The organism is Streptomyces sp. NBC_00539 (assembly GCF_036346105.1).
GTDB lineage: Bacteria > Actinomycetota > Actinomycetes > Streptomycetales > Streptomycetaceae > Streptomyces.
Genome location: NZ_CP107811.1, coordinates 4,397,220 through 4,420,821, shown reverse-complemented (window position 1 = coordinate 4,420,821; position 23,602 = coordinate 4,397,220). Strand labels below are relative to the sequence as shown.

Annotated in this window: 28 protein-coding genes, 1 tRNA gene and 1 riboswitch; of the genes, 10 read left to right on the top strand and 19 right to left on the bottom strand. The window is 71.0% G+C overall.

What is annotated here, in order from left to right; all coding sequences use genetic code 11:
- Positions 1-18 precede the first annotated feature (18 nt).
- From OG861_RS19830 to OG861_RS19820, 3 genes are read right to left on the bottom strand one after another with little or no spacing between them, the layout of a single operon-like run.
- Complete coding sequence (locus tag OG861_RS19830) at positions 19-987, bottom strand: ABC transporter ATP-binding protein (protein ID WP_329195528.1); 969 nt, start codon at positions 985-987, stop codon at positions 19-21.
- Positions 988-996: 9 nt separating this feature from the next.
- Entirely contained in the window at positions 997-1,878 is an 882-nt protein-coding gene (locus OG861_RS19825) for an ABC transporter permease (protein ID WP_443056518.1), read from the bottom strand.
- Positions 1,871-2,674 carry an ABC transporter permease gene (locus OG861_RS19820; RefSeq protein WP_329202212.1) on the bottom strand — a complete coding sequence of 268 codons (804 nt, stop codon included), beginning with the start codon at positions 2,672-2,674 and terminating at the stop codon, positions 1,871-1,873. The genes OG861_RS19825 and OG861_RS19820 overlap by 8 nt, the downstream gene beginning before the upstream one ends.
- A 317-nt stretch (positions 2,675-2,991) precedes the next feature.
- Between OG861_RS19820 and OG861_RS19815 the strand changes: the two genes are divergently transcribed.
- Positions 2,992-5,445: a transglycosylase domain-containing protein gene (locus OG861_RS19815; RefSeq protein ID WP_329195529.1), complete on the top strand. Its 2,454-nt coding sequence runs from the start codon at positions 2,992-2,994 to the stop codon at positions 5,443-5,445.
- 34 nt (positions 5,446-5,479) lie between these two features.
- Here OG861_RS19815 and OG861_RS19810 read toward each other — a convergent pair whose 3' ends face one another.
- From OG861_RS19810 to OG861_RS19800, 3 genes are all read right to left on the bottom strand, one after another.
- Entirely contained in the window at positions 5,480-5,800 is a 321-nt protein-coding gene (locus tag OG861_RS19810) for a DMT family transporter (RefSeq protein WP_329195530.1), read from the bottom strand.
- A 31-nt stretch (positions 5,801-5,831) separates the two neighbouring features.
- Positions 5,832-5,910: riboswitch (guanidine-III (ykkC-III) riboswitch) on the bottom strand.
- A gap of 128 nt (positions 5,911-6,038) precedes the next feature.
- Positions 6,039-6,383: a GroES family chaperonin gene (locus OG861_RS19805; protein ID WP_329195532.1), complete on the bottom strand. Its 345-nt coding sequence runs from the start codon at positions 6,381-6,383 to the stop codon at positions 6,039-6,041.
- A gap of 52 nt (positions 6,384-6,435) precedes the next feature.
- Complete coding sequence (locus tag OG861_RS19800; RefSeq protein ID WP_329195534.1) at positions 6,436-6,756, bottom strand: DUF3618 domain-containing protein; 321 nt, start codon at positions 6,754-6,756, stop codon at positions 6,436-6,438.
- A gap of 133 nt (positions 6,757-6,889) precedes the next feature.
- Here OG861_RS19800 and bcp point away from each other — a divergent pair, with 133 nt between their 5' ends.
- The 3 genes from bcp (at position 6,890) to OG861_RS19785 (ending at position 8,642) form a co-directional block, all read left to right on the top strand.
- Positions 6,890-7,357 (top strand): thioredoxin-dependent thiol peroxidase, encoded by a 468-nt coding sequence (gene bcp, locus OG861_RS19795; protein ID WP_329195536.1) that lies wholly within the window; start codon positions 6,890-6,892, stop codon positions 7,355-7,357.
- 313 nt (positions 7,358-7,670) lie between these two features.
- Positions 7,671-8,516, top strand: a complete 846-nt coding sequence (locus OG861_RS19790) for an HNH endonuclease signature motif containing protein (RefSeq protein ID WP_329195538.1) — start codon at positions 7,671-7,673, stop codon at positions 8,514-8,516.
- 42 nt (positions 8,517-8,558) lie between these two features.
- Positions 8,559-8,642 (top strand) — tRNA-Leu (locus OG861_RS19785).
- A gap of 76 nt (positions 8,643-8,718) precedes the next feature.
- Here the strand turns inward: OG861_RS19785 and rdgB are convergent.
- The 4 genes from rdgB to OG861_RS19765 all read right to left on the bottom strand — a co-directional run bounded on the left by rdgB (position 8,719) and on the right by OG861_RS19765 (position 11,129).
- Positions 8,719-9,321 (bottom strand): RdgB/HAM1 family non-canonical purine NTP pyrophosphatase, encoded by a 603-nt coding sequence (rdgB, locus tag OG861_RS19780; protein WP_329195540.1) that lies wholly within the window; start codon positions 9,319-9,321, stop codon positions 8,719-8,721.
- Between the two features lie 161 nt (positions 9,322-9,482).
- Complete coding sequence (locus OG861_RS19775; RefSeq protein WP_329195542.1) at positions 9,483-9,860, bottom strand: hypothetical protein; 378 nt, start codon at positions 9,858-9,860, stop codon at positions 9,483-9,485.
- 190 nt (positions 9,861-10,050) lie between these two features.
- Positions 10,051-10,785, bottom strand: coding sequence for a ribonuclease PH (gene rph / locus OG861_RS19770; protein WP_190182629.1), 735 nt, complete (start codon positions 10,783-10,785; stop codon positions 10,051-10,053).
- 110 nt (positions 10,786-10,895) lie between these two features.
- A complete protein-coding gene (locus OG861_RS19765) occupies positions 10,896-11,129 on the bottom strand; it encodes a glucose PTS transporter subunit EIIB (RefSeq protein ID WP_112449866.1) in 234 nt (77 codons plus the stop codon).
- 254 nt (positions 11,130-11,383) lie between these two features.
- Here OG861_RS19765 and OG861_RS19760 point away from each other — a divergent pair, with 254 nt between their 5' ends.
- On the top strand, positions 11,384-12,685 hold the full coding sequence (locus tag OG861_RS19760; RefSeq protein WP_329195547.1) for a PTS transporter subunit EIIC: 1,302 nt from the start codon (positions 11,384-11,386) through the stop codon (positions 12,683-12,685).
- 276 nt (positions 12,686-12,961) lie between these two features.
- The gene (locus tag OG861_RS19755; RefSeq protein WP_329195548.1) at positions 12,962-14,236 is read left to right on the top strand and encodes a PTS transporter subunit EIIC; all 1,275 of its coding nucleotides are present in this window, start codon (positions 12,962-12,964) and stop codon (positions 14,234-14,236) included.
- Between the two features lie 81 nt (positions 14,237-14,317).
- Here OG861_RS19755 and OG861_RS19750 read toward each other — a convergent pair whose 3' ends face one another.
- Entirely contained in the window at positions 14,318-15,070 is a 753-nt protein-coding gene (locus OG861_RS19750) for an MBL fold metallo-hydrolase (RefSeq protein ID WP_329195550.1), read from the bottom strand.
- 195 nt (positions 15,071-15,265) lie between these two features.
- Between OG861_RS19750 and OG861_RS19745 the strand changes: the two genes are divergently transcribed.
- Together OG861_RS19745 and OG861_RS19740 are read left to right on the top strand one after the other, a co-directional pair.
- On the top strand, positions 15,266-15,673 hold the full coding sequence (locus OG861_RS19745; RefSeq protein ID WP_329195552.1) for a hypothetical protein: 408 nt from the start codon (positions 15,266-15,268) through the stop codon (positions 15,671-15,673).
- Positions 15,670-16,038: a DUF488 domain-containing protein gene (locus OG861_RS19740; protein WP_329195554.1), complete on the top strand. Its 369-nt coding sequence runs from the start codon at positions 15,670-15,672 to the stop codon at positions 16,036-16,038. The genes OG861_RS19745 and OG861_RS19740 overlap by 4 nt, the downstream gene beginning before the upstream one ends.
- Before the next feature lie 245 nt (positions 16,039-16,283).
- On the opposite strand, the gene OG861_RS19735 is transcribed toward OG861_RS19740, so the two are convergent.
- The 7 genes from OG861_RS19735 to clpS form a co-directional block, all read right to left on the bottom strand.
- Positions 16,284-17,234 (bottom strand): PLP-dependent cysteine synthase family protein, encoded by a 951-nt coding sequence (locus OG861_RS19735; RefSeq protein ID WP_329195555.1) that lies wholly within the window; start codon positions 17,232-17,234, stop codon positions 16,284-16,286.
- Positions 17,234-17,521: a MoaD/ThiS family protein gene (locus OG861_RS19730; protein WP_329202215.1), complete on the bottom strand. Its 288-nt coding sequence runs from the start codon at positions 17,519-17,521 to the stop codon at positions 17,234-17,236. Before OG861_RS19730 ends, OG861_RS19735 begins: the two co-directional genes overlap by 1 nt.
- A 111-nt stretch (positions 17,522-17,632) precedes the next feature.
- Positions 17,633-17,743 carry a putative leader peptide gene (locus tag OG861_RS19725; RefSeq protein ID WP_329195557.1) on the bottom strand — a complete coding sequence of 37 codons (111 nt, stop codon included), beginning with the start codon at positions 17,741-17,743 and terminating at the stop codon, positions 17,633-17,635.
- 77 nt (positions 17,744-17,820) lie between these two features.
- Positions 17,821-18,243 (bottom strand): M67 family metallopeptidase, encoded by a 423-nt coding sequence (locus tag OG861_RS19720; protein WP_329195559.1) that lies wholly within the window; start codon positions 18,241-18,243, stop codon positions 17,821-17,823.
- A gap of 90 nt (positions 18,244-18,333) precedes the next feature.
- A complete protein-coding gene (locus OG861_RS19715; protein ID WP_329195561.1) occupies positions 18,334-19,776 on the bottom strand; it encodes an amino acid permease in 1,443 nt (480 codons plus the stop codon).
- Between the two features lie 324 nt (positions 19,777-20,100).
- On the bottom strand, positions 20,101-20,736 hold the full coding sequence (locus tag OG861_RS19710; protein ID WP_329202218.1) for a DUF2017 domain-containing protein: 636 nt from the start codon (positions 20,734-20,736) through the stop codon (positions 20,101-20,103).
- Complete coding sequence (clpS, locus tag OG861_RS19705) at positions 20,733-21,047, bottom strand: ATP-dependent Clp protease adapter ClpS (protein WP_329195563.1); 315 nt, start codon at positions 21,045-21,047, stop codon at positions 20,733-20,735. Before clpS ends, OG861_RS19710 begins: the two co-directional genes overlap by 4 nt.
- An 80-nt stretch (positions 21,048-21,127) precedes the next feature.
- Here clpS and OG861_RS19700 point away from each other — a divergent pair, with 80 nt between their 5' ends.
- Both OG861_RS19700 and OG861_RS19695 read left to right on the top strand, forming a co-directional pair.
- Complete coding sequence (locus OG861_RS19700) at positions 21,128-22,456, top strand: nicotinate phosphoribosyltransferase (protein WP_329195565.1); 1,329 nt, start codon at positions 21,128-21,130, stop codon at positions 22,454-22,456.
- A gap of 141 nt (positions 22,457-22,597) precedes the next feature.
- Positions 22,598-23,200: a nicotinamidase gene (locus OG861_RS19695; RefSeq protein ID WP_329195567.1), complete on the top strand. Its 603-nt coding sequence runs from the start codon at positions 22,598-22,600 to the stop codon at positions 23,198-23,200.
- 6 nt (positions 23,201-23,206) lie between these two features.
- Here the strand turns inward: OG861_RS19695 and OG861_RS19690 are convergent, their stop codons facing one another.
- Positions 23,207-23,512: a hypothetical protein gene (locus OG861_RS19690; RefSeq protein WP_190182641.1), complete on the bottom strand. Its 306-nt coding sequence runs from the start codon at positions 23,510-23,512 to the stop codon at positions 23,207-23,209.
- Positions 23,513-23,602 lie beyond the last annotated feature (90 nt).

The window sequence follows — 23,602 nt, the reverse complement described above, 5'->3', positions numbered from 1 at the left end:
ACCGACCCTGATTTCCCCCTACCCCCGCCCCGCGTACATCCGGGCGATGACCTCCTCGATGTCCGGCTCCCGCACCGACAGGTCCAGCAGCGGGTACCCCGCCGCCACGGCCGCCACCAGCGGCGCCGCCGACGCCTGCGCCGGGAACGCCAGCCACTGCCGCGCCCCCTCCACCCGTACCACCCGCGCCCCCGGCACCACCAGCGGCGGAAACTCCCGTTCCAGGTCCACCACCAGCGTCCGCTCGCTCTCCCCCGCCGCGCCCGCCGCGTGCAGCCCGCCCAGCGGGCCGTCGTACATCAGGCGCCCGTGGTCGATGACCATCACCCGCTCGCACAGCTGCTCGATGTCCTGGAGGTCGTGCGTCGTGAGCAGCACCGTCGTCCCGAGTTCTGCGTTCAGCTGCCGCAGGAAGGCCCGTACCTTCGCCTTGCTCACCACGTCCAGCCCGATCGTCGGCTCGTCCAGGTACAGCACGTCCGGATCGTGCAGCAGCGCCGCCGCGATGTCGCCGCGCATCCGCTGCCCCAGCGACAACTGCCGTACCGGCACGTCCAGCAGCTCCCCCAGGTCCAGCCGCTCCACGCAGCGCTCCAGGTTCGCCCGGTACCTCGCCTCGGGGATCCGGTACATCCTCCGCATCAGCCCGTACGAATCCTTGAGCGGCAGGTCCCACCACAGCGTCGTGCGCTGCCCGAACACCACCCCCATCCGGTGCGCGAGGCGCATCCGCTCCCGGGCCGGGTCGATGCCCGCGACGCGCAGCCGGCCGGCGCTGGGGGTGAGGATCCCGGTCAGCATCTTGATCGTCGTGGACTTCCCCGCGCCGTTGGGCCCGATGTAGCCGACCATCTCCCCCCTGCCGACCGTGAAACCGATCCCGTCCACGGCCCTCACCTGCCGTTTCTCCCGCCGTACCAGCCCCACCCGGCGCCGGACCGTGAACACCTTCTCGACGCCGTCCAGCTCGATCAGTACTTCGCTCATGCCCTGTCCTCAGCTCCCCGTGCTCCGGTACGAACGAAGTCCCGCGCGCCACGCCAGCGACGCGGGCACGAACACCGCGAAGGCCACGAGCGGGCTCAGGAACGCGACCCAGCCCGGCAGCCCCAGCGGATCGGGCCGCCCCAGCACGTACAGCGCGGGCAGCCAGTTGACGAACGCGAGCGGGACGACGAAGGTCACCCCGCGCAGCAGCTCCTTCGCGAACACCGTCGGCGGGTACTCCAGCATCGTGCAGCCGCCGTACGTGAAGGAGTTGACCACCTCCGCCGCGTCGCCGGCCGCGAACTGGAAGGCCGCCCCGGCCACCATCACCGCCGCGAAGATCGCGGTACCCGCCAGCACCATCACCGGCACCAGCAGCACCTTCCCTGCCGTCCAGTCCACGTCCAGCGCCGCCACCGCCCACACCAGCACCCCGCAGCCCTGCGCGATCCGGCCGAGCCGGCGCAGCGCGAACCGGTCCGCCGCCACCTGCGCGAGCACCGGGACCGGGCGCACCAGCATGCCGTCCAGCGAGCCGTCACGGATCCGCGTGCCCATCCGGTCGGTGTTGCCGAGCAGCAGGTTGGCCAGGCCCAGCGAGGTCGAGCTGGACCCGTACAGCAGGGCGATCTCGGGGAGCGAGAACCCGCCGAGGGCGTCCACGTGCGTGAACATGATGTAGATCGCGGCGAAGTCGAGGAGGGTGACCGCCGCGTGGCCGACGGTGGCCAGCAGGAAGGACATCCGGTACGTCATCGCGGAGCGGATCCACATCGCGGCGATCAGCCCGTAGCAGCGCAGCCCCTCCCACGCCCGGTGGCGCCGCGGCTCCCGCTCCCACACCGCCGCCGGCGGCCCCTCCCGCTCACGCCCGAGCACCGCGTCAGCCACCCTGGACCACCACCTTCCGCGTCGCGGCCGCCTGCATCAGCCGGCCCGCACCCAACAACACCAGCGCCCACCCGGCCTGGAACGCGAGCGCCCCTCCCGCGCCGCCCGCCCCCGCGCCCTCACCCAGCAGGACGTCCATCGGCACCTGGAGCATCGCCGCCCACGGCAGCATCCGGACCACGTCCCCGAACCCGCCCGGGAAGACGGTCAGCGGCAGCAGCATCCCGGAGAAGAACACCGAGACCAGACCGGCCATCATGTTGATCCCGGTGCCGTCCAGCAGCCAGAACGCCGCCAGCCCCAGCAGGAACCGCACCGCGAAACTCACCACCAGGCCGAGCACCACGGCCACCACGAACAGCAGCCAGCGCACCGGATCGGCGGGCAGCGCCAGCGGGAAGGCGAGCGCCCCCGCCAGGACCGGCACCAGCCCGCGCCCCAGCAGCTGGAAGGCGGCCCTGCCCATGTCGGCCGCGAGCCACCACAGCTGGAGGTCGGCGGGGCGGTACAGGTCGACGGCGATGTCGCCCGTCCGGACGCGCTCCTGGAACTCCTCCTGGAACCCTCCGCCCATCAGCGCGGCGGCGGCCAGCAGCGACTGGCTGACCCAGATGAAGGCCAGTGCCTGCCCCTGGCTGTAGCCGCCGAGGCCGGGCCGCTCGTCCCACAGCGCCACGTACGTGTACGCGAGGATGAAGCCGAACACGGTGTTGGTGAACACACCGGCCGCCGTGGCCGTCCCGTAGGTGGCGTATCGCCGGAACCCGCCGACCGCGACGGCCCCGTACAGCCGCAAGCAGTGCCCCGCGTCCCCGGCCACCGCCCTGCGGCGGACGTCCCCGCTCCCCGTGCCGGCTTCCGCTTCCGCTTCGGCTTCCCCTTCCGCTTCCCCTTCGGCGTCCGCTCCCCGGCTCACTTCCCGGCTCACTTCCCGGCGCACCGTATCCCTCCCCTTCCCAGGTCGTTCCTACGTCGGCCAAAGCGCGCGAGCTTAGTGCGGAGGGGCGAGCCACGCGACGGATTTACGCCCGTCCGAAGCACGCACATCGGCTATCAGGTAGACACCATTGGCACAGATGCGGATATGTCGTACACCGTCGAGGAGCCCCGGAGATGAACGACCAGTCACTACCCCCGGGCTGGACCCCTCGCGACCCCGACACCCCTGGTGCGAACGCCGGACCGCCGCCCGAAAAGGCGCCCGGCCCGCCGGCCGAGCCGCAGACCGGGCGCAACCGGAACCGGAAGCGGACCGGATGGCGCAGGGCCTTCCCCACCTGGCGCATGCTCCTCGGCGGCATCCTGCTCATCGCCCTGCTGATCGGCGGCGCCCTGATCGCCGGCTACCTCCTGGTCGACATCCCGCCCGCCAACGCCACCGCCACCGCCCAGTCCAACCTCTACCTCTACGCCGACGGCTCCCAGCTCGCCCGCGACGGCGAGGTCAACCGCGTCAACGTCGCACTCTCACAGATCCCCCGAACGGTGCAGGAGACGGTACTGGCGGCGGAAGACCGGGACTTCTACTCCGAACGGGCGGTGGACCCGAAGGCGATGCTGCGCGCCGCCTGGAACACGCTCGCCGGCAAAGGCACCCAGTCCGGCTCCACCATCACCCAGCAGTACGTCAAGAACTACTACTTGGGCCAGGAACAGACGGTCCGGCGCAAAGCCAAGGAATTCTTCATCGCGATCAAACTCGGACGCGAGAAGTCGAAGGACTACATCCTCGAGGGATACCTGAACACCAGCTACTTCGGCCGCAACGCCTACGGCATCCAGGCCGCCGCCCAGGCCTACTACGGCAAGGACGTCGGCAAACTCACCACCACCGAGGGCGCCTACCTCGCCACCCTCCTCAACTCCCCCGGCGCATTCGACGTCGTCGCCCACCCGCAAGGCCGCGGCCGCGCCCTCGCCCGCTGGAACTACGTCCTCGACGGCATGGTCAAGAAGGGCTGGATGACCCCCGCCGAACGCGCGGCCGCCCGCTTCCCCGAACCCGGGAAGATCCGCCCCGCCGCCGGCCTCTCCGGGCAGCGCGGCTACCTCGTCGAAGCCGTCAAGGACTACATCGTCGAACACAAGATCGTCGACGACAAGACGCTCTCCGAAGGCGGCTTCCGCATCACCACCACCATCGACAAGCGCCGCCAGAACGCCATCGTCGCCGCCGCGGAAGCACAGCTGATCAGCAGACTCGACCCGCAGACCCACAAGGCCGACCGGGTGGTCCGGGCCGGCGGCGCCTCCATCGACCCCACCACCGGAAAGGTCGTCGCGATGTACGGCGGCCTCGACTACACCAAGCAGTACGTCAACAACGCCACCCGGCACGACTACCAAGTGGCCTCGACCTTCAAGCCGTTCGTCTTCGCGTCCGCCGTCGACAACGACGCCCGCACCCAGGACGGCCGCCGCATCACCCCCAACACCCTCTACAACGGCGACAACAAACGCCGCGTCATCGGGACCCGGATCCCCTACGCGCCCGAGAACGAGGGCCAGCAGTCGTACGGGGACATCACCGTCAACACCGCCACCGACCTCTCCGTCAACACCGTGTTCGCCCAGATGGTCGTCGACGTCGGCACGGACAAGGTCAAGCGGACCGCCATCGCCCTCGGCATCCCCGAGGACACCCCCAACTTCGACCCCGGACCGGCCATGGCGCTCGGCACCCTCCAAGCCAGCGTGCTCGACATGACCCAGGCCTACGCGACACTCGCCGATCACGGCCGCCACACCCCGTACACCCTCGTGGACAAGATCAGCAAGGGCGACGAGAACGTCCAGCTGCCCGACCGCGCCCCGCGCCAGGCCGTCAGCCGCGAAGCCGCCGACACCACCACCTCCATGCTGGTCAGCGTCGTCGACAACGGCACCGGCACCGCCGCCCTCGCGGCCGGCCGCCCGGCGGCGGGCAAGACCGGCACCGCGGAACTCGACCGCTCCGCCTGGTTCGCCGCGTACACCCCCGACCTGGTCACGGTGGTCTCCGTGATGGGCCAGGACCCCGACACCGGCGCCCTCGAATCCCTGTACGGGGCACTGGGCGAAGACCGCCTCGGCGGCGGCGGGTACCCGGCCAGGATCTGGGCCCAGTACACGAAGACGGCCCTGGCCGGCAGCGACCCCCTCGACTTCGACCTGGAACTCCAGCCGGGCGCGGTCCCCTCCCCGCCCCCCTTCACCCCGACCAACCCCGAGCAGCCCCCGGGCACCACCCCCCTCCCTCCCGTCCCGCCCAGCCGACCCGGCCGCCCGCACCGTCCCACGCGCCCCACGGGCGGACAGGACCAGGGCGGACAGGACGGCGGCGAAACCACGGCGGGCCAGGACACGGGCGGGCAGACCGACGGCGGCCGCACGGACGGCGGCCGGGGCGACGCCGGCACCGACAGCGGAACCACCACCGGCACCACCGCCGGAAACACCACGGGAACGGGCACGAGCACGGGCACGGGAACCGGCACGGGCGGGACCCTCGCGGGCACCACCGCCGGAGTCCTGGGCGGCATCGACGCGGGCCGCCGCTCCCGCCCCCCGTCGCGCTACCTCGAATAGCCCGCTGCCTCGAAGAGCCCCGGCCGCGCCCGGGTCAGTGGCCGGAGGTCGCCTTCAACCCCACCACCGCGACCAGCAGCAGACAGATGAAGAAGATCCGGGCGGCGGTGACGGGCTCCCCCAGCACCGCCATCCCGAGCAGCGCCGCACCGGCCGCGCCGATACCCACCCACACGCCGTAAGCCGTACCGATGGGCAGCGTCTTCGCCGCGTACGACAACAGCACCATGCTCGCGACGATGCCGGCGCCCGTGAACACGCTGGGCCAGAGCCGGGTGAATCCCTCGGTGAACTTCATACCGATCGACCAGCCGACTTCGAGCAGACCGGCGACGAGAAGCAGAACCCAGGCCATGACGGGCACCTCCGGAACGAGAGCGGAACGGGGTGCGTCGTCTTTGCGTCCAGCTACCCGGTACGGCGCGTCTCGTCGGGGTTTCCCCACCACCGTAGCAAAGGGCATGCAGAAGGGCCGGTGACCTCGGTCACCGGCCCTTGCGGGGTTCGCACAGCGGCCGTCCGGGGCCGTCAGCGGCGCTCAGGGGCCGCCGGCACCGCTCCGGATGCCGGCACCGCTCCGGATCCGTCAGCCGTCACAGGTACAACCCGGTGGAGTCCTTCGACCCCTCCAGCCGCTCCGCGGCCACGGCGTGCAGATCCCGCTCGCGCATCAGCACGTACGTCGCCCCGCGCACCTCGACCTCGGCCCGGTCCTCCGGGTCGTACAGCACCCGGTCGCCCGGCTCGACACTGCGCACGTTCTGCCCGACCGCGACCACCTCGGCCCAGGCCAGCCGCTTGCCGACGGCGGCCGTCGCCGGAATCAGGATGCCGCCGCCCGAGCGGCGCTCGCCCTCCGGCAGGTCGGAACGTACGAGCACACGGTCGTGCAGCATGCGGATGGGCAGCTTGTCGTGGGTGGTGGTGTTGTCGCTCACGACCCGAACCTACCCGCCCCTGCCCGGCCGGCACGCCGCAGGGTCACCCACCTCATCCGCGCTTGCGGCGCGCCGTCAGCACGAGCAGCCCCACCAGCCCGGTCGCCACCAGCGCGACCGGCACGATCCGCTCGATGCGGGGCGCCCCGTCCTCATGGCGCAGACCGTCCTTCAGATCGGTGACCAGCTTGTTCACGGCCACGACGGCACGGCCGGCGGTGTGGTCGATCTTGGAGGCGACCTTGGCCTTCGCGTCCCCGACGATCGTCTTCGGATGCATGCGCACGCCGATCTCGTCGAGCGTCTCGGCGAGCTGCTCACGGCGGCGGACGATGTCCGCCTCGATCTGTGCGGGGGTCCTGGCTTCCGGCACCGCGCTGCCTCCGTCGTCGTCGTGGTCGGTCGTCGTGACCGGTCGTGATCGGCCATAGGGGCGTGGCCCACCATGAACAGTCTGTCAGCTTAGTCTCGGACCGTACCGATCCCCTCCCGAGGAGACTGCTGACATGAGCGAGCGACTTGAGCCGGGCGACACCGCCCCCGCCTTCACCCTGCCCGACGCGGACGGCAACGAGGTCTCGCTCGCCGACCACAAGGGCCGCAAGGTCATCGTCTACTTCTACCCGGCCGCCCTGACGCCGGGCTGCACCAAGCAGGCGTGCGACTTCACGGACAACCTGGCCGTGTTGGCCCAGGCGGGTTACGACGTGATCGGCGTGTCGCCCGACAAGCCGGAGAAGCTGGCGAAGTTCCGCGAGCAGGAGCACTTGAAGGTGACGCTGGTCGGCGACCCCTCCAAGGAGGTCCTGGCGGCGTACGGCGCGTTCGGCGAGAAGAAGCTGTACGGCAAGACGGTCACCGGGGTCATCCGCTCGACGGTGATCGTCGACGAGGAGGGCAAGGTCGAACGCGCCCTCTACAACGTGAAGGCGACGGGCCACGTAGCCAAGATCATCAAGGACCTCGGCATCTGACCCCCGCCCCCTCCCCCGAGCGGCCCGCCCCACCCGGTGCGGGCCGCTCCGCTCATCGCACGAAACCCTCCGTAACCACCTGCGCCGCACCCCCGTTACTCCGTACGAGAGCCGCACAAGCGGCCGGGACCGGGGGGCCGATGACCGATCCGTACGAGCGGGACGCGCTGGCGACCGCCGTCGCCGCATCCACCGGCTGGGCCGACCTGATACGGCGCCTCGGCCGCACCGTCAGCGGCGGCCAACGCCGGGTGCTGCAGGCGAAGGTGACGGGCCACGGGATCGACACCAGCCACTTCGCGAAGCGCGGTCCGTGGCGCACGTACTCGGACGAGGTCATCGCCGCTGTTGCGGCCGCCTCGACCACCTGCGCGAGGTGGCCCTGGAACTCGGTGCCCGGCCGGCCACGGGGACGCTGTCCCACCTCGCCCGCCGCATGGCGGCGGCGGACATCGACACGAGCCACTTCGGCGGCATGGGGCAGGGCTCCGTCGGGCTTCCGTTCAGCCCTGAGGAGCTTGCCGCCGCCGCCGCTTCCTCCGACAGCGTTCGAGGCACGGCCCGCGCCCTGGAGATGCCCGACGACGGCCGGTCCCGCGCGGCGCTCGGGAAGGCACTCAGGAGGCACGGAATCGACACCTCTCACTTCCGCAACGCCCGGTCGGCCGTGCCGGAGGAAGCGCTTCGCGCGGCTGTCCCCGGTGCCACCAGCTACGCGGACCTCCTGCGCGCGCTCGCACTGGACTTCACCGAGGTGAACCGCCGGCGCGTTCGGCGGCGCGTGACCCAGCTCGGACTGGACGTCTCTCACTTCGCGCGGCGGCCCTGGGCCGCCGCGCGGGCGGTGGCGCCGAAGGCCGTTGCCCCCGGTGTTCTCACCCTGCAACCGGAGGGGTCTGCCAGGATCAATCGCGCCCGGCTCCACTCGGCACTGCAGCAGGTCGGCGTTCCCTACGCGTGCGCCGGGTGCGGGAACCCCGGCGAGTGGCTGGGCCGCTCGCTCACTTTGCAGATCGACCACGTCAGCGGGGACTGGCTCGACAACCGCCGCGAGAACCTCCGCTACCTGTGCCCGAATTGCCATGCGCTCACTGACACGTGGTGCCGCAAACCGCGGAGCAACTCCGTCGCCCCGCGAGGCCGGGCGGCCGTAGACTGAGCCCAGTCGCTCAGGCTGGATGTCCGAATTGAGCGCAATGTCGCGGTTGTGGTGGAATTGGCAGTCACGCTGGGTTTAGGTCCCAGTGGGGTAAAACCCGTGGGGGTTCGAGTCCCCCCAACCGCACGCACCGAAAGGCCCCGTACGCGCACGCCGCGTACGGGGCCTTCTGCATTGCGGTGGCCGTCGGGTCGTCAGGCCATCAGGTCGTCAGGGCGCGGATGAACGGGACCAGGGCGCGGAAGGCGTGGCCGCGGTGGGAGATGGCGTTCTTCTCCGCCGGGGTGAGTTCCGCGCAGGTGCGGGTTTCGCCGTCCGGCTGGAGGATCGGGTCGTAGCCGAAGCCGCCCGTGCCCGACGGGGTGTGGCGGAGGGTGCCGCGCAGGCGGCCTTCCACGACGCGCTCCGTGCCGTCCGGGAGGGCGAGGGCGGCCGCGCAGGCGAAGTGGGCGCCGCGGTGGGGGGCGTCGATGTCGGAGAGCTGGGCCAGCAGGAGGTCCAGGTTGGCCTTGTCGTCGCCGTGGCTGCCGGCCCAGCGGGCGGAGAAGATGCCGGGGGCGCCGCCCAGGACGTCGACGCACAGGCCGGAGTCGTCGGCGATGGCGGGCAGGCCGGTGGCGCGGGCCAAGGCGTGGGCCTTGAGGAGGGCGTTCTCGGCGAAGGTGACGCCGGTTTCCTTGACGTCCGGGATCTCGGGGTACGCGTCCGCGCCGACCAGTTCGTGCGGCAGGCCGGCGTCGGACAGGATGGCGCGGAGTTCGGCGACTTTGCCCGCATTGCGGGTGGCGAGGATCAGGCGGGTCATGCCGACCAGTATCGACCAGGGCCCCGTGCGGCCGAGTATCGACCAGGGCCCCGCGCAGCCGAGTACCGACCAGGGCCCGTGCGGCCGAGTATCGACCAGGGCCCCGCGCGGCCGCCCTCCGGTGGGCGGTCAGCCGGGGGCCGGGCAGCCGGAGGGGGCGGTCAGCCGGGGGTGCAGACCTTGGAGATCTCCTCGGCAGCGTTGCCGACCGGGGTGATGTCCGGGGTGGCGTTGCCGTTCTCGATGGAGGTGCGGACGTTCGTGACGGCCGTCTTCATGGAGGCGATGGCCTTGCCCAGGTCCGCGTTGTCCGTCTGGTCGCCGATCTTCTTGAGGCTCGTCTCGATCTGGTTGAGGGCGTTCTGCGCGTCCTGCGGGCTGTTGCCGGCCTGGGAGACGGCTTGCTGGAGGTCGTTGGCACCGTCGGTTATGGCCACGGCGGTGTTGGCGCAGTCCATCGCGGTGTTGAGGGTGTCGCAGGCGGAGAGCGCCGGGACGGCCAGGGCGGCTGCGACGGCGAGGGCCGCAGCGCGGTGCATGGGCTTCATTCGGGTCCCCCAGGGGCTCGGGCTCGGTGCAGGTGCAGGTTCAGATGCAGGTGCTCGGGTACGTGGACGGGCGCACGGCTTCGACACCGTGCGCCCGTACCGGCGTAGACGCCGGGCCCGGCCCGGCGGTTGCCCCGGGGTGAGCCGGCAGGGCCGCCCGGGCCGCGCGGGCCTCGCCGCTCTAGGAGGCGGCCAGGTCCAGGGCGCTGAGCTGGAGCGCCTGGAGGTCGGCGCAGCCGCCGGCGGCGAGGTCGAGGAGGGCGTTGAGTTCCTTGCGGTCGAAGGGCTCGCCTTCGGCGGTGCCCTGGACCTCGACGAAGCGGCCGTCGCCGGTGCAGACGACGTTCATGTCGGTTTCGGCGCGGACGTCTTCCTCGTAGCAGAGGTCGAGGAGGGGTTCGCCGTCGACGATGCCGACGCTGACGGCGGCGACGGTTCCGGTGAGGGGCTTGCGGCCGGCCTTGATCAGCTTCTTCTTCTGGCCCCAGGCGACGGCGTCGGCGAGGGCGACGTAGGCGCCGGTGATGGCGGCGGTGCGGGTGCCGCCGTCGGCCTGGAGGACGTCGCAGTCCAGGACGATGGTGTTTTCGCCGAGGGCCTTGTAGTCGATGACGGCGCGCAGGGAGCGGCCGATGAGGCGGGAGATCTCGTGGGTGCGGCCGCCGATCTTGCCGCGGACGGATTCGCGGTCGCCGCGGGTGTTGGTGGAGCGGGGCAGCATCGAGTACTCGGAGGTGACCCAGCCTTCGCCGCTGCCCTTGCGCCAGCGGGGGACGCCTTCGCTGAAGGAGGCGGTGCAGAAGACCTTGGTGTCTCCGAAGGAGATGAGGACGGAGCCCTCGGCGTGCTTGCTCCATCCGCGTTCGATGGTGACCGGGCGGAGCTGTTCGGGCGTGCGGCCGTCGATGCGAGACATGCTGTCGAGCCTAGTCGGTGCGGGGGTACGGGAAGACCCCGTCCGGGTGGTTCCGGTACGGGGTCTGCCGTGCTGCCTGCGGGGAGAGCGGGTGAGCGGGCGGGCTCAGCTCACATCATGTCTTCGATGTCGGCGGCGATGGGGTCGGCGTCGGTGCCGATGACGACCTGGATCGCGGTGCCCATCTTGACGACGCCGTGGGCGCCGGCGGCCTTGAGGGCGGCTTCGTCGACCTTGCTCGGGTCGATGACTTCGGTGCGCAGGCGGGTGATGCAGCCTTCGACTTCTTCGATGTTTTCGATACCGCCGAGCCCGGCGACGATCTTCTCAGCCTTGGTGGCCATGTGTGTCTCCCTGCGTGTGACGAAGAACGAGTCTCGGCGGCCGGATGCCTGGTTCGCCCACCCGGAGGTCCGCTTTGTCACGGTAACTCACGGTTGGCCCATCTATGCGAGCGCGTGCCCGGCACCTGCCGAATGATAACGATCAACATCCACCCGCCTTGCGGGCCGGTGCACGTGACCCTGCGACGAGTGGTCTACACCAGTGTGCCGTATGCGACGCACCTACCAAAACGGGCCGGTCAGGGAGGACGCCGATGAGCGTGAACAGCGCCGCAGCCGGGCCGCGACCCCAGTGGTGGAGCGGCTTGTTCCAGGGGCTGCAGAAGATGGGGCGCAGTCTCCAGCTGCCGATCGCCGTCCTGCCGGCGGCGGGCATCCTCACCCGGCTCGGCCAGCCCGACGTGTTCGGCGCCGACGGGCTGGACTGGACTGACGTCGCCAACGTCATGGCGGGCGCGGGTGGCGCGCTGCTGGATCCGGACCTGGGCCTCCCGCTGCTCTTCTGCGTGGGTGTCGCGATCGGGATGGCCAAGAAGGCGGACGGTTCGACGGCGCTGGCGGCGGTGGCGGGGTTCCTCGTCTACCGCGGGGTGCTGCACGCCTTCCACAAGCCCTGTCCGCAGGGGACGAAGGACATCGGGGGCGGCTGCCTGACGTCGACGGACACCTTCGCCGGGTACACGTACCAGAACCCGGGGGTGTTCGGCGGCATCGTGATGGGGTTGTTGGCGGCCTGGTTCTGGCAGCGCTTCCACCGGGTGAAGCTGGTGGACTGGCTCGGCTTCTTCAACGGCCGCCGTCTCGTCCCGATCGTCATGTCGTTCGTCGCGATCGGGTTCGCCGTGCTGTGCCTGTGGGTCTGGCCGCCGGTCGGTGACGCGCTGGAGAGCTTCTCGGACTGGTTGGTGGGACTGGGGTCGTGGGGTGCGGGCATCTTCGGCGTCGCGAACCGCGCGCTGTTGGTGATCGGGCTGCACCAGTTCCTGAACGTGCCGGTGTGGTTCCAGTTCGGCAGCTTCACCAAGCCGGACGGGGTGGTCGTGCACGGTGACATCAACATGTTCCTGGCGGGCGACCCGCACGCCGGCCTGTTCCTCTCCGGCTTCTTCCCGATCATGATGTTCGCCCTGCCCGCGGCGGCGCTGGCGATCACGCACTGCGCGAAGCCGCGGCGGCGCAAGGAGGTGGGGGGCCTGATGCTGTCGGTGGCGCTGACCTCGTTCGTCACCGGGATCACGGAGCCGCTGGAGTACTCGTTCCTGTTCGTCGCGCCGGCCCTGTACGCGATCCACGCGGTGCTGACGGGGGTGTCGATGGCGGTGACGTGGGCGCTCGGGGTCCACGACGGGTTCAGCTTCTCGGCGGGCCTGATCGACTACGTCATCAACTGGGGGTTGGCGACCAAGCCGTGGCTGATCATCCCGATCGGCCTGGGTTTCGCGGTGGTCTATTACGCGATCTTCCGGTTCGCGATCACCAAGTTCGACCTCCCCACCCCGGGTCGGGAGTCGGACGAGGAGATCGAGGCGATGCAAGGGGAGACCACCAAGGCCTGAGGCACCCCGAGGCCGGCCGTTCCATCCTCCGCTCCGGCGCGTGAAAGGCCCCCGGCTCCACGGAGTCGGGGGCTTTTCGCTGCCCGCCGGGAGCGTGGTTCCTACAACAAAAAATTGAAGGTTCCTTATCTAACCCCGACCGTGTTACAACTGGTCTACACCATGCATTGGTGTAGACCACGACCGCTTCCCCCCGGCGGCGTGTGCCCCCTTTTCGAGACGTCGCCGTCCCCCGTGGTTCACCCCTAGGCGGCGCCTTGCTCCCCGGAGGAAGTTATGAGTACGGCTACTGACGCCGCGGCGCCGCCCGCCAAGAAGCGGGGCGCCGGCCTGATCCAGGGTCTGCAGAAGGTCGGCCGCAGCCTCCAGCTGCCCATCGCCGTCCTGCCCGCCGCCGGCATCCTGCTGCGCCTCGGCCAGCCCGACGTCTTCGGCAAGGACGGCCTCGGCTGGGGCAAGGTCGCCACGGTGTTCGCCACCGCCGGTGACGCCGTCTTCACCAACCTGCCGCTGCTCTTCTGCATCGGTGTCGCCATCGGCTTCGCCAAGAAGGCCGACGGCTCCACCGCGCTCGCCGCGCTGGTCGGTTTCCTGGTCTACAAGAACGTCCTCACTGCCTTCCCGGTGACCGAGGCCGTCATCAACACCACCGAGAACAAGGGTGTCGACGTCGCCGCGACGTACAACAACCCGGGCGTCCTCGGCGGCATCATCATGGGTCTGCTCGCCGCGGTCCTGTGGCAGCGCTACCACCGCACGAAGCTGGTGGACTGGCTCGGCTTCTTCAACGGCCGCCGTCTCGTCCCGATCATCATGGCGTTCGTCGGCGTCATCGCCGGTGTCTTCTTCGGCCTGGTCTGGGAGCCGATCGGCGAGGTCATCTCCAGCTTCGGCGAGTGGATGACCGGCCTGGGCTCCGGCGGCGCCGGCCTGTTCGGCCTGATCAACCGCGGCCTGATCCCGATCGGCATGCACCAGTTCGTCAACACCGTCGCCTGGTTCCAGATCGGTGACTTCACCAACGCCGCCGGCGAGGTCGTCCACGGCGACCTGAACCGGTTCTTCGCCGGTGACCCGGACGCCGGCCTCTTCATGACCGGGTTCTTCCCCATCATGATGTTCGGCCTGCCGGCCGCGGCACTGGCCATCGCGCACTGCGCCCGCCCGGAGCGCCGCAAGGCGGTCACCGGCATGATGGTCTCGCTCGCCCTCACCTCGTTCGTCACGGGTGTCACCGAGCCCATCGAGTTCTCGTTCATGTTCATCGCGCCGCTGCTGTACGCGATCCACGCCGTCCTGACCGCCATCTCCATGGCCGTCACCTGGGCGCTCGGCATCCATGCCGGGTTCACCTTCTCGGCCGGCCTGATCGACCTGGGCCTGGGGTGGAACAAGGCGACCAACCCGCTGTACATCATCCCGGTCGGACTCGTCTTCGCGGCGATCTACTACTTCGTCTTCCGCTTCGCGATCACGAAGTTCAACCTCCCCACGCCGGGCCGCGAGTCCGACGAGGAGCTCGCCGAACTGGCGAAGGCCGAGGCCAAGTAGGCCCCGCGGTCCCCGTGCACGACGAAGCCCCCGCACTTCCCGAAAGGGAGGGCGGGGGCTTCATCGTGTGCCGTCGGGGCGTCAGACCTCGTAGACCGCGCCGGGCTGCGCGAGGTCGACCCGGCCGTCGTAGACCGCGCGGGCGTCGGCGAGGTTGCGGGCGGCGTCCGTCCACGGCGGGACGTGGGTCAGGACCAGCCGGCCCGCTCCGGCGCCGGCCGCGTACTGGCCCGCCTCGCGGCCGTTGAGGTGGAGGTCCGGGATGTCCTCCTTGCCGTGCGTGAAGGAGGCCTCGCACAGGAACAGGTCGGATCCGGCGGCCAGTGTGGCCAGCTCCGGGCAGACGCCGGTGTCCCCGGAGTACGTGAGCGAGCGGCCGCCGTGCTCGACGCGGATGGCGTACGACTCGACGGGGTGGCACACCCGCTCCGTGCGGACCTGGAACGGGCCGATCTCGAAGGCGCCGGACTTGAGGGTCCGGAAGTCGAAGACCTCGCTCATCGAGCGCGCATCGGGAACGTCGTCGTACGCCGCCGTCAGCCGCTGCTCGGCGCCCTCCGGTCCGTAGACGGGGATGGTGCCGCAGCGGCCGCCCTCGTGCCGGTAGTAGCGGGCCACGAAGTACGCGCACATGTCGATGCAGTGGTCGGCGTGCAGGTGGCTCAGGAAGATCGCGTCGAGGTCGTAGAGACCGATGTGGCGCTGGAGCGCGCCGAGGGCGCCGTTGCCCATGTCGAGGAGCAGCCGGAAGCCGTCGGCCTCGACGAGGTAGCTCGAACATGCCGATTCCGCGGACGGGAACGACCCCGAGCAGCCGACGACGGTGAGCTTCATGGAGCGTGAACCTCCGTGGACGGTCCGTGGACGGAATGCGGGCCGAGCGTGGGTCGAGCGTAAGGCGCGAAACGTCCGGTCGCTCCTCCGCGGCGGGCCGTTGTGGGGGGAATCACCTGTGCTGTCACCCGGGGGAGCGACACGGGGCACGGGCGTTGCCGCGCCGGGGGCGGGGGCCGCGGCTACGGTCGGGTTATGGACACGTCGTGGTGGCCCGCCGCGGTGGCGGTGGTCGCCGTCGTGGCGCTGGTGCTGCTGCCCCGGCCGGGTGTACGGGGTGCGGCGCGGCGGCGTGCGCCGGGGGCGGCGGGCCGGGTGCGGCCGGGCGAGCTGTGGTGCCTGGCGGACGGGCGGTCGTGTCTGGTGCTGGCGGTGGGGGCGCGGGGGCGGGCGCGGGTCGCGTGGATCACGGGGAAGTACGACGACCGGCGCGCGGGGGTGATCCCGTTGCCACCGGGGGTCGGCGGGCGGCCGGGGCGGACGGGTTACCTGGAGGCGGACCGGCCCGCGGAGGTGGCGTCGGCCGACTTCGACAGGCGGCTGGGCATGCTGGACCCGACGGTGTGGGACGAGGTCAAAGGGCTGGGCGGAGGCTACGGGTGAGCAAGCCGGTGATCAGGGTGCGGCGGGTCTACGATCCCCCGGAGCCGGGGGCGGACGGCGACGGGGTACGGGTCCTCGTGGACCGGCTCTGGCCGCGGGGGCTGGCGAAGGCCGAGGCGGCGGTGGACGAGTGGCCGAAGGCGGTGACGCCCTCGGCGGAGCTGCGCAAGTGGTACCACGGGGGCGGGGGAACGGAGCGGGAGTTCCGGGCCCGGTACGAGGCGGAGCTGGCGGAGCCTCAGGCGGTGGCGGAGCTGGAGCGGCTGCGGGGGCTGGCCGCGGCGGGGCGTTTGACGCTGCTGACGGCGGTCAAGGACCCGGAGGGCAGCCACGCGGCGGTGCTGGCGGAGCTGCTGGCGCGGTGAGCGGGGCGGGGGCGCGGGCGCCGGGGCGGTGCGGGGGCCGGCGGGGCGGTCGGGCTGCCGCGCGGGGCGGGGGTCGCTGCGCGGGGCCTCTCCCCCGGCGCCCGCACCCCCGCCCCGAAACCGGGCTCCGCCCGGACCCGCGCCTCGAACGCCGGCGGGGCCGGAAGGCCCGCGCCCCGCACGCCGGCGGGGCTGGAAGGCCCGCGCCCCGCATGCCGGCGGGGCTGTGGCGGGCCCGGCCGGGATCAGGCCCAGAGTTGGCCCTGGAGGACCTCGATGGCCTCTTCCGTCGTCGCCGCCGTGTAGACGCCCGTCGAGAGGTACTTCCAGCCCCCGTCGGCCACCACGAACACGATGTCCGCCCGTTCGCCCGCGGCCACCGCCTTGCGGCCGACGCCGATGGCCGCGTGGAGGGCCGCGCCCGTGGAGACGCCGGCGAAGATGCCCTCTTCGCGCAGGAGTTCGCGGGTGCGGGTGACCGCGTCCGCCGATCCCACCGAGAAGCGGGTGGTGAGCACCGAGGCGTCGTAGAGCTCCGGGACGAAGCCCTCGTCCAGGTTGCGCAGGCCGTACACGAGGTCGTCGTAGCGCGGCTCGGCGGCGACGATCTTGACGCCGGGCACGTGCTCGCGCAGGTAGCGGCCGACGCCCATCAGCGTGCCCGTCGTGCCGAGGCCGGCCACGAAGTGGGTCACGGACGGCAGGTCGCGCAGGATCTCCGGGCCGGTCGTGGCGTAGTGCGCGCCCGCGTTGTCCGGGTTGCCGTACTGGTAGAGCATCACCCAGTCGGGGTGTTCGGCCGCGAGTTCCTTGGCCACCCGGACCGCGGTGTTCGAGCCGCCCGCCGCCGGGGACGGGATGATCTCGGCTCCCCACATCGTCAGCAGGTCCCGGCGCTCCTGGCTGGTGTTCTCCGGCATCACGCACACGATCCGGTAGCCCTTGAGCTTCGCGGCCATCGCGAGCGAGATGCCCGTGTTGCCGGAGGTGGGCTCCAGGATGGTGCAGCCGGGGAACAGGCGGCCGTCCTTCTCCGCCTGCTCGACCATGTGGAGCGCGGGGCGGTCCTTGATCGAGCCGGTGGGGTTGCGGTCCTCCAGCTTCGCCCAGATCCGTACCTCGTCGGAGGGCGAGAGCCGGGGCAGCCTGACGAGCGGGGTGTTCCCGACCGCGGCGAGGGGGGAGTCGTAGCGCATTACTTCGATCCGCCGGCCACGGCCGGGAGGATGGTGACGCTGTCGCCGTCCTTGAGCGCGGTGGAGATGCCGTCCAGGAAGCGGACGTCCTCGTCGTTGAGGTAGACGTTCACGAAGCGGCGCAGCTCGCCGCCCTTCGTGTCGTCGACGATGCGCTCCTGGATGCCCTTGTGGCGGGTTTCCAGGTCCGCGAACAGGTCGGCCAGGGTGCTGCCTTCGCCCGTGACGGCCTTCTCGCCGTCGGTGTAGGTGCGGAGGATGGTGGGGATGCGGACCTCGATGGCCATGGCGGGCTCCAGTGTCGTCAAGTCGTCAAAGCGTGAAGGGGCGTGCGGAGGGGGCGGGCGGGGTCGAGTGCGCGTGGCGCCCCCCGCGCGGCAGGGCTGTGGTGCTCGTGCTCAGGCAGCAGGACAGATGGCGCTTGCGAGGCGGCACAGGTCGACGTGCAGCCGCGCCACGAGCAGCAGCGGCCTGCCGGGCGTCTCGTTGCTCACGTCGTGGGAAACCATGCGGTCATGTTAACGATTCCCGGTCCCCCGTTTGGAGTGTGATCCCGCATCGTGGACTCCGGGCGCTCACATGCTGGTCAGTAGGCCGCCACGACCTGCACTTCTTCCTCGGTGATCACTCCGTCGACGATGCGGTAGGAGCGGAACTGGAACTCCCCGAGGCCGTCGTGGTCGGCGGTGGAGACGAGGACGTAGTGCGCCGCGGGCTCGTTCGCGTAGGTGACGTCGGTGCGCGAGGGGTAGGCCTCGGTCGCGGTGTGCGAGTGGTAGACGATCACCGGTTCCTCGTCCCGGTCGTCCAGCTCGCGGTAGAGCCGCAGCAGGTCCTTGGAGTCGAACTCGTAGAACGTGGGCGAGCGGGCGGCGTTCAGCATCGGGATGAAGCGCTCGGGCCGGTCGGTTCCGGCCGGGCCGGCCACGACCCCGCAGGCCTCGTCGGGGTGGTCCTTGCGGGCGTGTTCCACGATCTGGTCGTACAGGGCCTGGGTGAGGGTCAGCATGAGCGACAGGATAAACAGACGGGCCCTCCCGTACCGAGGAGTGGTACGGGAGGGCCCGAATGGTGGACGGACGCCGCGGGGCGCCTGCGTCTACTCGGCCTTGGTGAAGGCCGCACCGCGCGGGTTGCGGGACTTCAGGAACAGGTACGAGACGCCCAGGATGGCACCCCACAGGGGGGCGCAGTAGAGCGAGACGCGGGAGTCCTTGTCGGCGCCCATCATCACGATGACCATGACGATGAACAGGAGCGCGAACCAGCTGGTGTACGGGGCTCCGGGCGCCCGGAACGGGGACTTCGGCAGGTCGCCGCGGTCGGAGGCGGCCCGGTAGCGGATCTGGCAGACCAGGATCATGATCCAGGCCCACATGCCGGAGATGGTGGCGAAGGAGACGACGTAGTCGAAGGCCTTGCCCGGGGCGACGTAATTGATCCAGACGCCCACCAGCATCAGCGCGGCGGAGAAGGTGGTGCCGACGAGCGGGGTGCCGCTCTTGGTCAGCTTGGTGAAGACCTTCGGGCCCTGGCCGTTGAGCGCGAGGTCGCGCAGCATGCGGCCGGTGGAGTACATGCCGGAGTTGCAGGACGACAGGGCGGCGGTGAGCACCACGAAGTTGACGATGGCGGCGCCGACGCCGAGGCCCATCTTCTCGAAGGCGGCGACGAAGGGGCTGACGCCGGGCTGGAACTCGTGCCACGGGACGACCGACAGGATCATGATCAGCGCGCCGACGTAGAAGACGGCGATCCGCCACGGCACGGTGTTGATGGCCTTGGGGAGGGTCTTCTCGGGGTCCTTCGACTCGCCGGCGGTGACGCCGACCAGCTCGACCGCGAGGAAGGCGAACATGACGATCTGGAGGGTCATCAGCGTGCCGCCGATGCCCTTGGGGAAGAAGCCGCCGTCGCTCCACAGGTTGGCGACGGTCGCGGTGTCGGCGGCGTCGGAGAACCCGAGGGTGAGGATGCCGGCGCAGATCAGGATCATGCCGACGATGGCGGTGACCTTGACCATGGAGAACCAGAACTCCAGCTCACCGAAGAGCTTCACGGAGATCAGGTTGGCGGCGTACAGGACGACGGTGAAGATCAGCGCGTACGCCCATTGCGGGAAGCTGTCGTGGGTCCAGTACGACATGTACTGCGCGGCGGCGGTGACCTCCGTGATGCCGGTGACCACCCAGAACAGCCAGTACGTCCAGCCGGTCACGTACCCCCAGAAGGGGCCCAGGAACTCGCGGGCGTAGTCCGAGAAGGAGCCGGAGACCGGGCGGTACATGAGCAGCTCGCCCAGGGCCCGCATGATGAAGAAGATGACAAGGCCCGCGATGGCGTAGGCCAGGATCAGGCTGGGGCCGGCCTTGGAGATGGCCTTGCCCGCGCCCAGGAACAGGCCGGTGCCGATGGCACCGCCGATCGCGATCATCTGGATCTGACGGGCTCCGAGCGCGCGGTGGTACCCCTCGCCGCCACCCTCGGGCCCGGCGTCCGCGCCGGGCTTCTTGTCGTGCTGCTCGACCTGCACAGAGGTCATGTCTGGTGCGCCTTTCTCCACGCCGACCCGCGCCTGCGATGGCTGCGGATCGGGTCCTCGATCCCCCCGGATACGGATGGAGTTGCACGCCGGCGATCAGCCGGTTCAAGCGAGCCGGGGGACATGGGTGGCGTCCCGTCGGCGGTCGTGAAGATTTATCACGTGCTTACGGGTGATCGAGAGGGTGGAATGTGGCGCACCGCACAGCCAAATCAGGACATGGGCCCCGGAACAGATCAGATCACCGCATCGCGGTGATCTGATCGTTATCCGGATTTGAGCGTTCGCTGAGCGAACAGAGCCGCCACCGGGCGAGAGGTGCGCTCAGAGGGTCTCGATCAGGCTCTCCTGGAGCCCGCCGAGCCACAGGTACGCCATCACCATCGGCTTGCGCGGATCGTCGTCCGGCAGCCGGAACAGCGCCGCGCTCTCGTCGTCCTCGGTGATCTCCAGCCGGGCGGCGATGGTCAGGCGCAGGTCGTTGAGCGCGCCGAGCCAGCGCAGCGGGAGCTCCCCGGTCAGCTCCAGTACGGCCGCGCCGTCCCCGGCCGGGGTGAGCCCGTTGAGGCTGTGGACGACGGCCAGCGCGTCCTCCCGCTTGCGGGTGCGCAGGTCGTTCTCGGTGAAGCGGCGGAACTCGGCCGAGCGGGCCCGCAGCTCCTGCGCCTCGGCGTCGGGGAGAGCGCCCTGCGGGCCGTTCCCGGAGCCGTCCCGCGCGTCCGGCCCCGCGCCGTACGCGTCGGGGAAGAGGCGGGCGAGCGCCGGGTCGGACGGGGGCTCGGTCGGGCCGTCCGAGGCGAACAGCACGGCCAGCGGGTCGGCGTCCGCCGCGGGTTCCGGTTCGCCCGGACCGATCAGCTCCAGCAGCTGCACGGCCAGGGAGCGCAGGATGGAGATCTCGATGTCGTCGAGCGCGATCGCCGCGCCGCCGCCCTTGCGGGACTCGAAGGTGCCCATCAGCCGCGGTCCTGCGACAGCGTCGCCCAGAGCCCGTAGCCGTGCATGGCCTGCACGTCCCGTTCCATCTCCTCGCGGGTGCCGCTGGACACGACCGCCCGGCCCTTGTGGTGGACGTCGAGCATCAGCCGGTTCGCCTTGTCCTTGGGGTAGCCGAAGTACGCCTGGAACACGTACGTCACGTAGCTCATGAGGTTGACCGGGTCGTTGTGCACCAGGGTCACCCACGGGACGTCGGGTTCGGGGACCGCGGAGGTCTCTTCGGCCGATTCGGTGCGTTCGATCTCAATGGGAGCAACACTCACCCGTCCCATGCTGCCACTGTGACGGGCCCGTCGCACAAACCGGCCCTACATCTCGTCACTCTGACGAGATGTGCGCTAGCATCCGTGACATGAACCCTGCGGACCTGGGCCTGCCGGTGGACGTGCCGTCGACAGCGCTCTTCACGGACCATTACGAGCTCACGATGCTCCAGGCCGCGCTGGCCAACGGCACCGCCGACCGGCGCTCGGTCTTCGAGGTCTTCACCCGGCGGCTGCCCGAGGGGCGGCGCTACGGCGTCGTGGGGGGCACCGGACGGGTACTGGACGCGGTGGAGAACTTCCGCTTCGACGGAGCCGTACTGGAGTTCCTGCGCGAGCGGGCCGTGATCGACGCGCGGACCCTGGAATGGCTGTCCTCGTACCGCTTCTCGGGCGACATCTGGGGCTACCCCGAGGGCGAGGTCTACTTCCCCGGCTCCCCCGTCCTGCGGGTCGAGGGCAGCTTCGCCGAGTGCGTACTGCTGGAGACCGTGGTCCTGTCGATCCTCAACCACGACTCGGCGATCGCCGCGGCCGCCTCCCGGATGGCGTCGGCGGCGGGCGGGCGGCCGCTGATCGAGATGGGCGCCCGGCGCACCCACGAGCTGGCGGCCGTGGCGGCCTCGCGCGCCGCGTACGTCGGCGGCTTCACCTCCACCTCGGACCTGGCGGCCGGCTTCCGCTACGGGATCCCCACGGTCGGCACCAGCGCGCACGCCTTCACCCTGGTGCACGACAGCGAGCGCGACGCCTTCACCGCGCAGGTGGCCTCGCTGGGCAGCGGCACGACCCTGCTGGTGGACACCTACGACGTCGCCGAGGCGGTACGGACGGCCGTGGAGGTCGCCGGGACGGGCCTGGGCGCGGTGCGCATCGACTCCGGGGACCTGCTGCTGGTCGCGCACCGGGTGCGCCAGCAGCTGGACGAGCTGGGGGCGACGGGGACGCGGATCGTGGTCACCTCGGACCTGGACGAGTACGCGATCGCCTCGCTGGCGGCGGCTCCGGTGGACGCGTACGGGGTCGGCACGCAGCTGGTGACGGGCAGCGGGCACCCGACCTGCTCGATGGTCTACAAGCTGGTGGCCCGGGCGGTGTCGGCGGACCCCAAGGCGCCGCTGCTGCCGGTGGCGAAGAAGTCCTCGGGCGGCAAGACCTCGCTGGGCGGCCGCAAGTGGGCGGCGCGCCGGGTCGACGCGGAGGGGGTCGCGGAGGCGGAGGTCGTGGGCGTGGGCCCGGTACCGACGGCCCTGGCGGACCGGCAGCTGCTGGTCCAGCTGGTCAAGGGCGGCGAGGTGGTGGCCCGCGAACCCCTGGAGGCGGCCCGGGAGCGCCACCTCGCGGCCCGGGCGGGCCTGCCGCTGTCCGCGACGCAGCTCTCGCGCGGCGAGGCCGTGATCCCGACGGAGTACGTCTAGGCCCCGTCCGGGGCCCGTCCGCCCGGACGGGCCCCGGCACACTCCGCCCGGCCCCCCGGCTCCGGGCCCCAGGTTCGGGAAGGGGCGGGGTGGGGGAAGAGCCCGCCCAGCGGCAACCACATCGACCTAAGGACACGCGACATGCACCGCGCACTGATCGTCGTCGACGTACAGAACGACTTCTGCGAAGGCGGCAGCCTCGCGGTCACCGGCGGGGCCGATGTCGCCGCCGCCATCACCGAGCTGATCGGGCAGGCCACGCCGGGCTACCGGCACGTCGTCGCCACGCGCGACCACCACATCGATCCCGGTCCGCACTTCGCGCACCCGCCGGCCGCGCCCGACTACGAGACCACCTGGCCGGTGCACTGCGTCGCCGGGACCGAGGGCGTCGGGTTCCACCCGAACTTCGCCCCCGCCGTGGCCTCCGGCGCCATCGCCGCCGTCTTCGACAAGGGGGCGTACGAGGCCGCCTACAGCGGGTTCGAGGGCCGGGACGAGAACGGCTCGGGCCTCGCCGACTGGCTGCGGGAGCGGGGCGTCACGGAGGTCGACGTGGTCGGCATCGCCACCGACCACTGCGTGCGGGCCACCGCCCTGGACGCGGCCCGCGAGGGCTTCCGTACACAGGTCCTGCTCGACCTCACGGCGGGCGTCGCCCCGCACACCACCGCCCGCGCCCTGGAGGACCTCCGCACGGCCGGCGTGGGCCTCACCGGCGCTCCGGTGCTCGGCGGCGCGTAGCGGGCCCTACGCGCCCCGCAGGAGGGCGCCGATCGGGTGCCACAGTTCCTGGGCGCGGTCCGGGGTGCAGCGCCACAGGAGGCCGTCCGGGTGGTGGAGGACGGCGGTGACCTCATCGGGGGTGGGCGGATGGGCGTTGCCCCGCAGGTAGACGGCGCGCATGCCGAGGTTCCGCAGCCTGGTCAGGGCGCGGGCCCGGTTCGCGGCGTGGACGAGCACGCGGACGTTCCCGTCCTCGCCGGACGGCCTGGGCAGCATGAGCGCGACCACCACGCTGCCGCCAGGCAGTCTGACGAAACCTCCACCGGGCATGATCTTCAGCTCCCCCGTCAATAAGACAACTTCCGACCCGCATCTAAACGCGATCGGCCGCCGCCCGCTAGAGGGCGACGGCCGATCATG

Coding starts and splice junctions, on each gene's coding strand:
- OG861_RS19830 (WP_329195528.1), bottom strand. CDS start 987: ATGAGCGAAGTACTGATCGAGCTGGACGGCGTCGAGAAGGTGTTCACG.
- OG861_RS19815 (WP_329195529.1), top strand. CDS start 2,992: ATGAACGACCAGTCACTACCCCCGGGCTGGACCCCTCGCGACCCCGAC.
- OG861_RS19810 (WP_329195530.1), bottom strand. CDS start 5,800: ATGGCCTGGGTTCTGCTTCTCGTCGCCGGTCTGCTCGAAGTCGGCTGG.
- bcp (WP_329195536.1), top strand. CDS start 6,890: ATGAGCGAGCGACTTGAGCCGGGCGACACCGCCCCCGCCTTCACCCTG.
- rdgB (WP_329195540.1), bottom strand. CDS start 9,321: ATGACCCGCCTGATCCTCGCCACCCGCAATGCGGGCAAAGTCGCCGAA.
- OG861_RS19775 (WP_329195542.1), bottom strand. CDS start 9,860: ATGCACCGCGCTGCGGCCCTCGCCGTCGCAGCCGCCCTGGCCGTCCCG.
- rph (WP_190182629.1), bottom strand. CDS start 10,785: ATGTCTCGCATCGACGGCCGCACGCCCGAACAGCTCCGCCCGGTCACC.
- OG861_RS19765 (WP_112449866.1), bottom strand. CDS start 11,129: ATGGCCACCAAGGCTGAGAAGATCGTCGCCGGGCTCGGCGGTATCGAA.
- OG861_RS19760 (WP_329195547.1), top strand. CDS start 11,384: ATGAGCGTGAACAGCGCCGCAGCCGGGCCGCGACCCCAGTGGTGGAGC.
- OG861_RS19755 (WP_329195548.1), top strand. CDS start 12,962: ATGAGTACGGCTACTGACGCCGCGGCGCCGCCCGCCAAGAAGCGGGGC.
- OG861_RS19750 (WP_329195550.1), bottom strand. CDS start 15,070: ATGAAGCTCACCGTCGTCGGCTGCTCGGGGTCGTTCCCGTCCGCGGAA.
- OG861_RS19745 (WP_329195552.1), top strand. CDS start 15,266: ATGGACACGTCGTGGTGGCCCGCCGCGGTGGCGGTGGTCGCCGTCGTG.
- OG861_RS19735 (WP_329195555.1), bottom strand. CDS start 17,234: ATGCGCTACGACTCCCCCCTCGCCGCGGTCGGGAACACCCCGCTCGTC.
- OG861_RS19730 (WP_329202215.1), bottom strand. CDS start 17,521: ATGGCCATCGAGGTCCGCATCCCCACCATCCTCCGCACCTACACCGAC.
- OG861_RS19725 (WP_329195557.1), bottom strand. CDS start 17,743: ATGGTTTCCCACGACGTGAGCAACGAGACGCCCGGCAGGCCGCTGCTG.
- OG861_RS19720 (WP_329195559.1), bottom strand. CDS start 18,243: ATGCTGACCCTCACCCAGGCCCTGTACGACCAGATCGTGGAACACGCC.
- OG861_RS19715 (WP_329195561.1), bottom strand. CDS start 19,776: ATGACCTCTGTGCAGGTCGAGCAGCACGACAAGAAGCCCGGCGCGGAC.
- clpS (WP_329195563.1), bottom strand. CDS start 21,047: ATGGGACGGGTGAGTGTTGCTCCCATTGAGATCGAACGCACCGAATCG.
- OG861_RS19700 (WP_329195565.1), top strand. CDS start 21,128: ATGAACCCTGCGGACCTGGGCCTGCCGGTGGACGTGCCGTCGACAGCG.
- OG861_RS19695 (WP_329195567.1), top strand. CDS start 22,598: ATGCACCGCGCACTGATCGTCGTCGACGTACAGAACGACTTCTGCGAA.
- OG861_RS19690 (WP_190182641.1), bottom strand. CDS start 23,512: ATGCCCGGTGGAGGTTTCGTCAGACTGCCTGGCGGCAGCGTGGTGGTC.